Here is an 11,089-nt window from a genome sequence, read left to right on the forward strand (position 1 = left end):
CGCTCCCCACGACATCCAGCCGCGCAAGGAAACGTGCCTTCAACCCTGCAAGATCACCACGCTCAACGCCCACGGTCCCCGCAACTCCCACAGATCATGGGTGTTGCGAGGACCGTTAGAACCCAAGCACGGGCTGTCGGGCCCGCGCGCGTGTGCACAAGGGAAGTTCCTGTGGCGGATCGCGCAGGAAGCGACCGTCGGGCCCGCGCGTGCGCGCACAAGGGAACTAGCCCTCCTCGCCTGGCGTTGACCAGTGAGGAAGGGTCCACCGGATGTGGAAGCACCCAGCCAGCAATCCCACCCAGCAAGGGGTTCCCCGCCGCACCACTTGGAGGGCGTACCGTGCACCGCCGGCACAACGGGTTGAGGACTGCCGTACTCCTCGGGGGACTGTCCGCGCTCATCATCCTCATCGGCAGTTTCTTCGGCCGTACGGGCCTGATCGTCGCGCTTGTCGTCGCAGTCGGTACCAACGGCTACGCGTACTGGAACAGCGACAAGCTGGCCCTGCGCGCCATGCGGGCCCGCCCCGTGAGCGAATTCGAGGCGCCGCAGCTGTACCGCATGGTCCGTGAGCTGTCGACGGCCGCGCGCCAGCCCATGCCCCGCCTGTACATCTCGCCGACCCAGGCCCCCAACGCCTTCGCGACCGGGCGCAACCCGCGCAATGCCGCCGTCTGCTGCACGGACGGGATCCTGCGGATCCTCGACGAGCGCGAGCTGCGCGGCGTCCTCGGGCACGAGCTCAGCCATGTCTACAACCGCGACATCCTGATCTCGTCCGTGGCGGGCGCCCTCGCCTCCGTGGTGATGTTCCTGGTCAACTTCGCCTGGCTGATCCCCATCGGCCGGTCGAACGACGACGAGGGCCCCGGCATCGTCGGCATGCTGCTGATCATGATCCTGGGCCCGCTGGCCGCCTCCGTCATCCAGCTCGCCGTCAGCCGCTCCCGCGAGTACCAGGCGGACGCCGCGGGCGCCCAGCTCACCGGGGACCCACTCGCGCTCGCGAGCGCCCTGCGCAAGCTGGACGCCGGTACGAAGCAGCTGCCGTTGCCGCCCGAGCCACGGATCGAGGCCGCGAGCCACATGATGATCGCGAACCCCTTCCGCCCCGGCCAGGGCATGGCCAAGATGTTTTCCACCCACCCGCCGATGGCGGAGCGCATCGCCCGGCTCGAACAAATGGCAGGTCACTGACCGTGAAGACAATCCTCAACGTCATCTGGCTGGTCCTGAGCGGCTTCTGGCTGTTCCTGGGCTACCTGTTGGCTGGTCTCCTGCTGTGCATCACGATCATCGGGATCCCCTTCGGCCTGGCGTCCTTCCGCATCGGCAGGTACGCCCTGTGGCCCTTCGGCTACACAGCAGTTGAGCGCCGCGATGCCGGCGCGCCCTCCTGCGTCGGCAACGTCCTGTGGCTGGTCCTCGCTGGCTGGTGGCTGGCGCTCGGCCACATCGTGACGGGCATCGCGCTGTGCATCACGATCATCGGCATCCCGTTCGGCATCGCCAACTTCAAGATGATCCCGCTCTCGCTGATGCCGCTTGGCCGCGAAATCGTTCCGACGGACCAGCCCTTCGCTTCCCGGTAGCCGGGCACACAGGGGCCGCGGGTACCGACCGCGCCCCTGTGTCCTGCACCCCACCTCGCTGAGCTGCGCAACCGCCTCCCTGCCCCCGGGCGTCTCCACGTACGAGCCACGAGAGACGCACCACTACGAAAGGGGCTCATGGCATGGGCATCATCAGCTGGATCATCCTCGGACTGCTGGCCGGAGCCGCCGCCAAGATCCTTCTCCCGGGCCGCGACCCGGGCGGCCTGATCGGCACCACCCTCATAGGCATAGCGGGCGCGTTCATCGGCGGCTGGGCCTCGGCCCGCTGGCTCGACCGCCCAATCTCCAATGAGTTCTACGACGGGGCGACCTGGGCCGCGGCCATCGGCGGCGCGCTCGCCCTCCTGATCGTCTACCGGCTCCTCTTCGGCGACTCACGCTCCCGCTGAGAGCCGCGGACGGTCCACCCGCCCTCGAGGTCCGTCACCTACCCGAGCCCGGTCTCGCGCAACGTGATGTTGAGCCGCCCGCCGGCCATCCCCGTCGCCGGATCCCCGCTCCCCGGCAGCACTTTCGGCACGCCGTGGTACGCGAAGCGCGAAGGCCCACCGAACACGAAGAGGTCCCCCGAGGCCAACTCCACGTCGGTGTAAGGCCGCCCGCGTCCCTCGGTGTTCCCGAAGCGGAAAACACAGGTGTCGCCGATGCTCAACGACACCACCGGCGCCCCGGACTCCTCGTCCTTGTCCTGGTGCATGCCCATCCGCGCGTCGCCGGCGTAGAAGTTCACCAGCGCGGTGTCCGGCGCGTACTCCGCCCCACCGGGGTCAGCCCCCTCGTCGTACGCCTCCGCCAGCGCCCTGCGCCCCAGCTCCGCCAGCCAGCCGGGGAACGGCGCGACCGGCGCACCGTTCACATCGCCCGCCGTGCGCGTGTACCGGTACGGCTGCCAGTGCCACCCGACACACACCGTGCGCACCGACATGACCCCGCCGTTCGGCAGTTGGGTGTGCCGAATCGGTACGGGCCCCCGCGCCCATTCGCGGCACGCCCCCACCAGCCCCCGCTGCTCCTCCACAGACAGCCAATTGGGCACATGCACCGCCCCCGGTGCCACCAGCGCCCGGGGACGCGGGAACAGCCCCGTCACGCCCTTGTCCCGCCGCCTTCGAGATCCAGCAGCTGCCGCTTGCGGTCGAGGCCGCCCGCATAACCGGTCAGCGAGCCGTCCGCCCCGATCACGCGGTGGCACGGCCTCACGACGAGCAGCGGATTGCGCCCGATCGCCGTACCCAGCGCCCGCACCCCCGCCCGCGAGACCCCGATCCGCTCGGCGAGCTTCCCGTACGACGTGGTCGTCCCGTACGGAATGCCGTCCAGCGCGTCCCACACCCGCCGCTGGAAGTCCGTGCCGACGCCGGAGGCGTACTCCACGTCGAAGTGCGTCAGCTCGCCGTCGAAGTACGCCCGGACCTGCCGCGCGATCTCGTCGAAGGCTCCCGGGTCGTGACGCCGGCCGTCCTGGGCGACGGCCCCGCCCTTCTGCCCCGGCACGGACAGCGAGGCCAGCGCGGTGCCGCCGAGGGCGGTCGCGGACTCCTCGCCGACCAGCAGCAGTTCGCCCAGGGGGCTGTCCATGGTCGCGTAGACCGTCATCGTCAGTTCCTTCCCTCACCACACGTCGCCCGGGAACTCCAGTGCATCCGCATCCGCATCCGTTTCCGTATACGACGAGTGTGCGACGCCCGTCCCGCCGAGTCCGGCGGGATTCGGACATCGCGGCGGGGGTGGTGCCGGCCTCGCCGCCCCCACCCCCGCCGTGCTGCGAACCGCCAGGTCAGCGGTAGTTCACGTACTGCAGCGCGAAGTCGAAGTCCTTGCCCTTGAGCAGCGCCTGCACCGTCTGCAGGTCGTCCCTGCTCTTCGAGCTGACCCGCAGCTCGTCGCCCTGCACCAGTGCCTTGACGCCCTTGGGCCCCTCATCGCGGATGATCTTCGCCACCTTCTTGGCGTTGTCCTGGGAGATGCCCTCCTCGATGGACGCGAAGATCTTGTACTCCTTGCCGGACAGCTGCGGCTCACCGGCGTCCAGCGCCTTCAGCGAGATCCCGCGCTTGATCAGCTTGCTCTGGAAGACGTCGAGGATCGCGATGACGCGATCCTCGGAGTTCGCCTGCATCAGGATCTTCTCGCCGGACCAATCGATCGAAGCTCCGACGTTCTTGAAGTCGTAGCGCTGAGCGATCTCCTTCACGGTCTGGTTGAGGGCGTTGTCGACCTCTTGCCGCTCGACCTTCGAGACGATGTCGAAACTGGAGTCGGCCATGTCCTGTGGCTCCTTGAATCGGGGTGCTTGGTATCGATGCCTCTGCTGGGCGCCGTACGCGGCCGGGCCGCCCCCGAACCGCTGCCGCAAGCCTAGAGGGTGCCCGGCGGATCCCCGTGGCGTCGCGTGGTCCGGCACCGCGGCGGTCGCACGCACCGGACCACGCTCCTTCTTCCACGGGATTCCGCCGGGCACCCTCTGGCCACCCCCACCCACCCGGACCGCTGATCAATCCAGTGGCGTAGCACCCCCGGGCATCAGGTATCGTTTACGTCGTTGCCACGGAGCACCGCCCAGGCGGTCCACTCCAGCGGCGACGTCCCATGGCGGTGTGCCCGAGTGGCCAATGGGAGCGGACTGTAAATCCGCCGGCTTAGCCTTCCCAGGTTCGAATCCTGGCGCCGCCACAGGTGGAGAACCCCCTCGGGACTGCAGAAATGCAGTCCCGAGGGGGTTTTTCGTGCGGCCCGGGTTTCGTGCGCGCGGCCTCGGGCCTGTGCGGCGGGTCAGGAGCCGTCCGCGAGCCGGAGGGTGACCTCCGACTCCCACTTCGTCGGGTCGGGCTCCACGCGCGGGTCCGTCTTGAAGATCGCCAGGCGGCAGGCCCACCGCTCGTCCCCGTCCGCGGTCCGGACCAGGTCCCACTCCAGGCCACGCTCCGCCGCCCAGGTCAGCAGCCGCTCGGTGGCCTCGATCAGCTGGTCCGGATGTCCGATGTGAGTAACCGTCACATACCGTCCGGCCGGCAGCAGGCCCACCAGGACGTCACCCTCCGGCTCCGGGGCGGCCGAGACGGGCACGCTGGCCTCGAGCTCCAACTGCCCGTCCGCACCCAGGACGTTGTACCGGAAGAACGGCCCGCCGACCGGTTCGGTTCCGTGCGCGGCCACCCAGGCGAAAAGCTCCGGCATCCGGTCGGCGATCAGGCCGAAGGTCTCCATGGTGAGCTGCCCCCTGATCGCCGCGTAGGGCTGCTCGCCCCACTCGACGACGGTCGGCTCGGAGTGGTCGGTCGCTGCGGCCTGCTCGGTCGGCATGTGATTCCTCATGACGCGGGGGAGTTGTCCACATAGGACGGCAGCACGGCCCGGAACTCATCGGCCGGCACGGGACGTTCACCCACTGGGGACGTTCACGTGCCCGTGACGTCCGTCCGGCGCGGTGGTGGTCAGTTGCCGGCGACGTCCTTCACCGCGACCGTGACCGGCACGGCGCCGCTGATGAGTTCCAGGGTCAGGCCCGCCGTCGACGGCGTCTCCAGGAGCTCCGCGAGGGCCGCTGCCACATCGTCGCGCGGTACGGGCCCACGCCCCGTCGAAGCCCCGAGCATCACCAGCCCGGTGCCCGCGTCGTTGGTCAGCGCGCCCGGCCGCAGGACCGTCCAGTCCAGGCCCGCCCGGGAGCGTACGGCGTCGTCGGCCGCGCCCTTGGCCCGCAGGTACGCGTCGAAAATCTCGTCGCCCGGGTGCTCCGCGTCCGCGCCCATCGACGACACGATGACGTACCGGCGCACGCCCGCCCGCTCCGCCGCGTCCGCGAAGAGCACGGCCGCGTCGCGGTCCACCGTCTCCTTGCGCTCGGTGCTGCTGCCGGGGCCCGCGCCCGCCGCGAAGACGACGGCGTCGGCGCCGCTCAGCGCCTCCGCGACCTGCTCGACGGAGGCCGATTCCAGGTCGAGTACGACCGCTTCGGCGCCCACCTCCCGCAGATCGTCGCTCTGCCCGGCGTCGCGGACGATGCCCGCGACCCCATGTCCGCGTGCGGCGAGCAGGCGCTCCAGCCGCAGTGCGATCTGACCGTGTCCACCTGCGATGACAATGCGCATGATTCAGACGGTACGCGCACGGGCGCGTCCGCGCTCAGGGTCCTGGCTCGATTCGCCCCTGCCGGGGCAGATCGAGCGCGACGGCGACCGCCGAGTCGCAGTATTCGCGCATCGCGCTGGTGCGGGCCACCACCCGCCCGCGATGGATGACGACGCGGCTGTACGCCAGGGACAGCACACCCGTGAGCCGCTCCCCGCGCACCGCGACCAGCTCGGCGGGAAAGCCCGCCTCCACCCGCACCTCGGGCAGCCCCATCGCCTCACGCGCCGCCGAGCTCACCGCCCCGTACGCGTCCGGCGCCCGCATCCCGCCCTGCGAGGCCAGCAGATAGGCGGCCTCCAGGGGGTCGCCGCGCCCCACCGGGTTGGCCACGTCCCGCAGCGCCCCGCTGCCCGCCGCGACCCGCACCCCGGCCGCCCGCAGCAGCCGTACGGGGGCCGATCCGGCGCCCCGCCGCTCCAGGCCCGCGCAGTCGCCCTGTGGCAGGCAGACCACGGTCACCCCGGCCGCCACCAGCTGGTCGGCGGCGCGCGACGCGGCGGCCGACGGGAGGCGGGACAGACCGGCGCAGGGGCCGATCACGACGCCGGGCCGCAGCCCGGCGGCCATCGCGGCGAGCCGGGCCAACCGCGCCGGATCGTCACCCTCCGTATGCAGATCCACCGGGCAGCCGTGCTCGGCGGCGATCTCCAGGACGGCCTCCGCGTAGCCCGCCGGGTCGGGGTCGAGGTCCGGGCAGCCGCCCACCACACCGGCGCCCATCTTCACCGCGTCTCGCAGGATCGCGAGCCCGTCGGCCCCGGCGATCCCGGTCAACAGCCGGGGCACGGCGACCGCCGTCAGGTCGACCAGGCCACGCAGTGAGCGCCGGGACTGGAGCACCGCCTCCATCGGCCCGAGCCCCTGCACATCGCCGATCCGCACGTGCGAGCGCAGTGCGGTCGCGCCGTGGCCCAGCTGGAGCAGCGCGGCCTCGGTGGTGCGGCGCTGGACGTCCTCGGCCGCGTACGAGACCGGTCCGCCGTCGTCGGCGGCGGACAGGGCGGTGTCGCTGTGGGCGTGCGGCTCGGCGGGGGCGGGCAGCAGCAGGTAGCCCGTGAGGTCGACCCGGGCGCCCGACGTGGGCAGGCTGCCCACGGTGCCGACCGCCTCGATGCGCCCGGCGCCGAGCCTGACGTCCACGGTGCGGCCGTCGGTGAGTCGGGCGCCGCACAGCAGGAGCGAGGTGGTGTCGGCGCCGGGGACACCACCGCCGCTTCCCGGGGTTCCCGAGGTGCCTGCGTTCTCCGAATTCCCCGAACTTCCCGAGTTGCCGGAGGGGCGGGGAGGCTGTTGCTGGCTGTCGGACATCGGGCTCCTGGTGGGGCTCGGGCGGGCAAGATCAAGATGGCGGGCAAGATCAAGATCACGCAGCGTGAGTCGAGCCTAGGGGGCCGTCAACCCGCCTTCTGGGAGGAGCCGAAAAGTCGTACCGGTGGGGGCGCGAGTGGCGTACGAGACCCTTGCGGCGAGGGCCGCGAAATGGATTTGGGCGATCGGTGGGCGACCGTGTAATGTCTTCATCGCTCGCCCCAATAGCTCAGTCGGTAGAGCGTCTCCATGGTAAGGAGAAGGTCTACGGTTCGATTCCGTATTGGGGCTCTGGTGATCGGTGATCCCGTCTTCGGGCGGGTGATCCGCCCATCAAAGCGGTGTAGCTCAGTCGGTAGAGCAAGCGGCTCATAATCGCTGTGTCACCGGTTCAAGTCCGGTCACCGCTACACACGGTAGCCGATTGTGGGGTCGGTCCTTCGATCGGCTACTCTTTTATGCGTTCATCCGTCCACCGTCCGTCCAAGGAGCACTCACGTGGCTGCCACCGACGTCCGCCCGAAGATCACGCTGGCCTGCGTGGAGTGCAAGGAGCGGAACTACATCACCAAGAAGAACCGGCGTAACAACCCGGACCGACTTGAGATGAAGAAGCACTGCCCGCGCTGCAAGGCGCACACTGCGCACCGCGAAACGCGCTAAATACAGGCTCGTATGCGAGGCCGTCCCCACTTCGGGGGCGGCCTCGTGTCGTTTGTCCCGACGGTTGTTTGCCCTGACTGTCAGTCCCGACGATTCATCAGGAGGTACGAGTTCATGGCGCTCGACCAGTCCTTTGTGGGGCGGGCCTATCCGCCCACCGCGCCGTACGAGGTCGGCCGGGAGAAGATCCGTGAGTTCGCCGAGGCGGTGGGCGACACCAATCCGGCGTACCTGGATCAGGAAGCCGCCAAGGCGCTCGGCCACAGTGATGTGATCGCTCCGCCGACCTTTGTCTTCATGATCACCTTCAAGGCCGCGGGGGATGTGGTCCAGGACCCCCAGCTGGGCCTGGACTACAGCCGTGTGGTGCACGGCGACCAGAAGTTCGTATACAAGCGCCCGGTGCGCGCGGGGGACCGGTTGTCGGTCACCTCAACCATCGAGGCGATCAAGTCGATGGCGGGCAACGACATCATCGATGTCCGCGGCGAGGTCCACGACGAGGCCGGCGAGCACGTGGTGACGGCGTGGACGAAGTTGGTGGCGCGTGCCGCCGCCGAGGAGGCGTGATGACGGCGAAGATCTCCTACACGGACGTCGAGGTCGGCACCGAGCTGCCCGCGCGGTCCTTCCCCGCGACGCGCGCCATGCTCGTGCAGTACGCGGGCGCCTCCGGCGACTTCAACCCGATCCACTGGAACGAGAAGTTCGCCAAGGAGGTCGGGCTGCCCGACGTCATCGCGCACGGCATGTTCACCATGGCCGCGGCGATCCGGGTGGTCACCGACTGGGCGGGCGACCCGGCGGCGGTCGTCGAGTACGGCGTGCGGTTCACCAGGCCCGTCGTCGTACCCAATGACGACCGGGGCGCGCTGATCGAGGTCACCGCGAAGGTCGCCGGCAAGCTGGACGACAACCAGGTGCGGATAGACCTCACGGCGAAGAGTGCGGGGCAGAAGGTGCTGGGCATGTCCCGCGCCGTCGTCCGTCTTGCTTGATCGGGAGTGCTGACAGGAGTCCGGGCAGGGAGTCCTGCGAGGAAGCCCTGACGGAGATTCCTGACAGAGAGTGACATTGTTGAGTAGGGGGCACCCTCTATTGCAGGGTGCCCCTTACTGTTCCTTGACAGAGTTAGTGATTGGACACTAACTTACTCACATGGTCAGGATGAGCGCAGACGAGCGGCGCGAGAGCGTCATCCGCGCGGCGATCGCCGAGTTCGCCCGCAGCGGGTACAACGGCACCTCCACCGAGGCGATCGCCCGCCGGGTGGGCGTCTCGCAGCCGTACCTCTTCCGTCTGTTCACGAACAAGCAGGCCATCTTCCTCGCCGCCTCGTCCCGCTGCCTGGCCGACACTCGGCGCGTCTTCGAGGAGGCCGCCGAGGGGCTGGAGGGCGAGGAGGCCCTGCATGCGATGGCGGCCGCGTATCAGCAGCTCATCGCGGGCGACCCGGAGAAGCTGATGATGCAGATGCAGATGTACGTCGCGGTGGCCGCGGCGGAGTCCGCCGGAGACCACGAATTCGGGCAGCAGGTGCGAGCCGGCTGGCTGGAGCTCTGGGACGCCGTCCATCTGGGCCTCGGTGCGGACGTGAACGAGACCACGACCTTCCTGGCCTACGGAATGCTCATCAACGTCCTGGTCTCACTGGGCTTTCCCAGCGACCACCGGATGTGGTCCGGCTTCTACATCGCCGCGCAGTCCAAGAAGAAGTGACCCGCGTCGCGGCCGTGCGGCCCAAGAGAGAGCGACCCGCGTACGCCGGTGAGTCGCCGGCGCGGGGGCCGGGTTCCTGTGCCCGTGAAAGTTAGTAATCAATAACTAACCCTCTGGGGGAGCAATGCAGCAGCAAGCAGCCCGGCGCGGAAGTGCCGTCTGGGCCCTCGTTATCACGAGCGTCGCCGGGTTCATGGCGGCCCTCGACAACCTCGTCGTCACCACCGCTCTGCCGTCCATCCGCAAGGACCTCGGCGGCGCGCTGGAAGACCTCGAATGGACCGTCAGCGCCTACACCCTCACCTTCGCCGTCCTGCTGATGTTCGGCGCGGCCCTCGGCGACCGCTTCGGCCGCCGCAAGCTCTTCATGGCCGGACTGGCGATCTTCACCGGCGCCTCCGCCGCTGCCGCCCTCGCGCCCGGCATCGACGCACTCATCGCCGCCCGCGCGGTCCAGGGAGTCGGCGCCGCGGTGATGATGCCCCTGACCCTCACTCTGCTCACCGCGGCCGTGCCCGTCGCCCGACGCGGCGCCGCCCTCGGCATCTTCAGCGCCGTCACCGGCCTGGCCGTCGCCAGCGGGCCGCTCGTCGGCGGCAGCCTCACCGAGCACATCTCCTGGCAGTGGATTTTCTGGCTGAACGTTCCGATCGGCCTCGCCCTGCTCCCGCTGGCCCGGCTGCGCCTCGACGAGTCGTACGCGCCGAACGCCCGGATCGACGTACCCGGCACGCTCCTCGTCAGCGGCGGCCTCTTCGGGATCGTCTACGCCCTGGTCAACGGGCAGGCCGACGGCTGGACCAGCACCCCGGTCCTCGCCGGGCTGATCGCCGGCACCGCGCTCCTCGTCGGCTTCGTCCACCACGGCTTCACCCACAAGAACCCCATGCTGCCCATGCGGCTCTTCCGCAGCCGCGCTTTCTTCGGGATCAATATCGCGAGCCTGCTGATGTTCCTCGGGATGTTCGGCTCGATCTTCCTGCTCGCCCAGTTCCTCCAGGGCGTGGCCGGCTACTCGCCCACCGAGGCCGGTCTGCGGATGCTCCCGTGGACCGCCATGCCGCTGATCGTCGCGCCCATCGCCGGCTATCTCTCCGACCGGACAGGCGGGCGGCCGGTGGTCGTCGCGGGCCTCGCCCTCCAGGCCGTCGGCCTCGGGCTCTTCGCCCTCGTGCTGGAACCGGGTGTCTCGTACGCCGCCCAGCTCCCCGGCCTGATCGTCAGTGGCATCGGCATGGCCCTGTACTTCGCCCCGGCCGCCAGCGTGGTCATGTCCAGCGTCCGCCCCGCCGAGCAGGGCATCGCCTCCGGCGCGAACAACGCGCTGCGCGAGGTCGGCGGGGCGCTCGGCATCGCGGTCCTGGGCGCGGTGTTCGCCGCCCGCGGCGGCTACGAGTCCGGCCAGGCCTTCACCGACGGCACCGTTCCGGCCCTGTGGATCGGCGCGGCCGCGGTGGCCGTCGCCGCGCTGGTCGCCCTGCTGATCCCGGGCCGCGGCGAGGCGCAGGTCCCCCCGGTCGAAGCCGTGGCCGACGAGCGTGTGCCGGTCGCCGTCTGAGCCGGTGGTGCGTGCGTACGGTCCGTGGCCCCGCCCCAGCGGCGGGGCCACGGACCGTACCCTTGTCCTTGTACCTGTGCATGAAATT

The 11,089-nt window shown here is 69.9% G+C and carries 14 protein-coding genes and 3 tRNA genes; 11 read left to right on the forward strand and 6 right to left on the reverse strand.

Annotated elements, in window-relative coordinates:
• The first annotated feature begins 342 nt into the window (after positions 1–342).
• The 3 genes from htpX (at position 343) to QMK30_RS27305 (ending at position 2,008) form a co-directional block, all read left to right on the forward strand.
• A complete protein-coding gene (gene htpX, locus QMK30_RS27295) occupies positions 343–1,200 on the forward strand; it encodes a zinc metalloprotease HtpX (RefSeq protein ID WP_283520995.1) in 858 nt (285 codons plus the stop codon).
• A 2-nt stretch (positions 1,201–1,202) separates the two neighbouring features.
• Positions 1,203–1,595 (forward strand): YccF domain-containing protein, encoded by a 393-nt coding sequence (locus QMK30_RS27300; RefSeq protein WP_283520996.1) that lies wholly within the window; start codon positions 1,203–1,205, stop codon positions 1,593–1,595.
• A gap of 143 nt (positions 1,596–1,738) precedes the next feature.
• On the forward strand, positions 1,739–2,008 hold the full coding sequence (locus tag QMK30_RS27305) for a GlsB/YeaQ/YmgE family stress response membrane protein (RefSeq protein WP_283520997.1): 270 nt from the start codon (positions 1,739–1,741) through the stop codon (positions 2,006–2,008).
• Positions 2,009–2,046: 38 nt separating this feature from the next.
• Here the strand turns inward: QMK30_RS27305 and QMK30_RS27310 are convergent, their stop codons facing one another.
• The 3 genes from QMK30_RS27310 to QMK30_RS27320 form a co-directional block, all read right to left on the reverse strand.
• Positions 2,047–2,709, reverse strand: a complete 663-nt coding sequence (locus QMK30_RS27310; protein ID WP_283520998.1) for an alpha-ketoglutarate-dependent dioxygenase AlkB family protein — start codon at positions 2,707–2,709, stop codon at positions 2,047–2,049.
• Positions 2,706–3,215: a methylated-DNA--[protein]-cysteine S-methyltransferase gene (locus tag QMK30_RS27315; RefSeq protein ID WP_283520999.1), complete on the reverse strand. Its 510-nt coding sequence runs from the start codon at positions 3,213–3,215 to the stop codon at positions 2,706–2,708. The genes QMK30_RS27310 and QMK30_RS27315 overlap by 4 nt, the downstream gene beginning before the upstream one ends.
• Positions 3,216–3,396: 181 nt before the next feature.
• Entirely contained in the window at positions 3,397–3,885 is a 489-nt protein-coding gene (locus QMK30_RS27320) for a YajQ family cyclic di-GMP-binding protein (protein WP_283521000.1), read from the reverse strand.
• A gap of 325 nt (positions 3,886–4,210) precedes the next feature.
• Between QMK30_RS27320 and QMK30_RS27325 the strand changes: the two genes are divergently transcribed.
• A tRNA-Tyr gene (locus QMK30_RS27325) sits at positions 4,211–4,292 on the forward strand.
• A gap of 99 nt (positions 4,293–4,391) precedes the next feature.
• Here QMK30_RS27325 and QMK30_RS27330 read toward each other — a convergent pair.
• The 3 genes from QMK30_RS27330 to QMK30_RS27340 all read right to left on the reverse strand — a co-directional run bounded on the left by QMK30_RS27330 (position 4,392) and on the right by QMK30_RS27340 (position 7,061).
• A complete protein-coding gene (locus tag QMK30_RS27330) occupies positions 4,392–4,922 on the reverse strand; it encodes a GyrI-like domain-containing protein (RefSeq protein ID WP_283521001.1) in 531 nt (176 codons plus the stop codon).
• A 131-nt stretch (positions 4,923–5,053) separates the two neighbouring features.
• Complete coding sequence (locus QMK30_RS27335; protein ID WP_283521002.1) at positions 5,054–5,710, reverse strand: SDR family oxidoreductase; 657 nt, start codon at positions 5,708–5,710, stop codon at positions 5,054–5,056.
• Between the two features lie 34 nt (positions 5,711–5,744).
• A complete protein-coding gene (locus tag QMK30_RS27340; protein ID WP_283521003.1) occupies positions 5,745–7,061 on the reverse strand; it encodes an amidohydrolase family protein in 1,317 nt (438 codons plus the stop codon).
• A gap of 218 nt (positions 7,062–7,279) precedes the next feature.
• Between QMK30_RS27340 and QMK30_RS27345 the strand changes: the two genes are divergently transcribed.
• The 7 genes from QMK30_RS27345 (at position 7,280) to QMK30_RS27375 (ending at position 11,001) form a co-directional block, all read left to right on the forward strand.
• Positions 7,280–7,352, forward strand: a tRNA-Thr gene (locus tag QMK30_RS27345).
• Between the two features lie 46 nt (positions 7,353–7,398).
• Positions 7,399–7,471: transfer RNA gene (locus QMK30_RS27350), tRNA-Met, on the forward strand.
• Between the two features lie 88 nt (positions 7,472–7,559).
• A complete protein-coding gene (gene rpmG / locus QMK30_RS27355; protein ID WP_006347275.1) occupies positions 7,560–7,724 on the forward strand; it encodes a 50S ribosomal protein L33 in 165 nt (54 codons plus the stop codon).
• A 114-nt stretch (positions 7,725–7,838) separates the two neighbouring features.
• Positions 7,839–8,294 carry an FAS1-like dehydratase domain-containing protein gene (locus QMK30_RS27360; protein ID WP_283521004.1) on the forward strand — a complete coding sequence of 152 codons (456 nt, stop codon included), beginning with the start codon at positions 7,839–7,841 and terminating at the stop codon, positions 8,292–8,294.
• Positions 8,294–8,722: a MaoC family dehydratase gene (locus QMK30_RS27365; protein WP_283521005.1), complete on the forward strand. Its 429-nt coding sequence runs from the start codon at positions 8,294–8,296 to the stop codon at positions 8,720–8,722. The genes QMK30_RS27360 and QMK30_RS27365 overlap by 1 nt, the downstream gene beginning before the upstream one ends.
• Before the next feature lie 160 nt (positions 8,723–8,882).
• A complete protein-coding gene (locus tag QMK30_RS27370; RefSeq protein WP_283521006.1) occupies positions 8,883–9,443 on the forward strand; it encodes a TetR/AcrR family transcriptional regulator in 561 nt (186 codons plus the stop codon).
• 124 nt (positions 9,444–9,567) lie between these two features.
• Entirely contained in the window at positions 9,568–11,001 is a 1,434-nt protein-coding gene (locus QMK30_RS27375; protein ID WP_283521007.1) for a DHA2 family efflux MFS transporter permease subunit, read from the forward strand.
• The last annotated feature ends 88 nt before the right edge of the window (positions 11,002–11,089 follow it).

Origin of the sequence: Streptomyces sp. H27-C3 (assembly GCF_030063415.1) — a bacterium.
Classification (GTDB): Bacteria; Actinomycetota; Actinomycetes; order Streptomycetales; family Streptomycetaceae; genus Streptomyces.

What these genes read in the sequence shown, in the direction of transcription:
- QMK30_RS27335 (WP_283521002.1), bottom strand. Translation starts at nt 5,710, where the DNA reads ATGCGCATTGTCATCGCAGGTGGACACGGTCAGATCGCACTGCGGCTG.
- QMK30_RS27370 (WP_283521006.1), top strand. Translation starts at nt 8,883, where the DNA reads ATGGTCAGGATGAGCGCAGACGAGCGGCGCGAGAGCGTCATCCGCGCG.
- QMK30_RS27360 (WP_283521004.1), top strand. Translation starts at nt 7,839, where the DNA reads ATGGCGCTCGACCAGTCCTTTGTGGGGCGGGCCTATCCGCCCACCGCG.
- QMK30_RS27315 (WP_283520999.1), bottom strand. Translation starts at nt 3,215, where the DNA reads ATGACGGTCTACGCGACCATGGACAGCCCCCTGGGCGAACTGCTGCTG.
- QMK30_RS27375 (WP_283521007.1), top strand. Translation starts at nt 9,568, where the DNA reads ATGCAGCAGCAAGCAGCCCGGCGCGGAAGTGCCGTCTGGGCCCTCGTT.
- QMK30_RS27340 (WP_283521003.1), bottom strand. Translation starts at nt 7,061, where the DNA reads ATGTCCGACAGCCAGCAACAGCCTCCCCGCCCCTCCGGCAACTCGGGA.
- QMK30_RS27320 (WP_283521000.1), bottom strand. Translation starts at nt 3,885, where the DNA reads ATGGCCGACTCCAGTTTCGACATCGTCTCGAAGGTCGAGCGGCAAGAG.
- QMK30_RS27305 (WP_283520997.1), top strand. Translation starts at nt 1,739, where the DNA reads ATGGGCATCATCAGCTGGATCATCCTCGGACTGCTGGCCGGAGCCGCC.
- QMK30_RS27365 (WP_283521005.1), top strand. Translation starts at nt 8,294, where the DNA reads ATGACGGCGAAGATCTCCTACACGGACGTCGAGGTCGGCACCGAGCTG.
- QMK30_RS27330 (WP_283521001.1), bottom strand. Translation starts at nt 4,922, where the DNA reads ATGCCGACCGAGCAGGCCGCAGCGACCGACCACTCCGAGCCGACCGTC.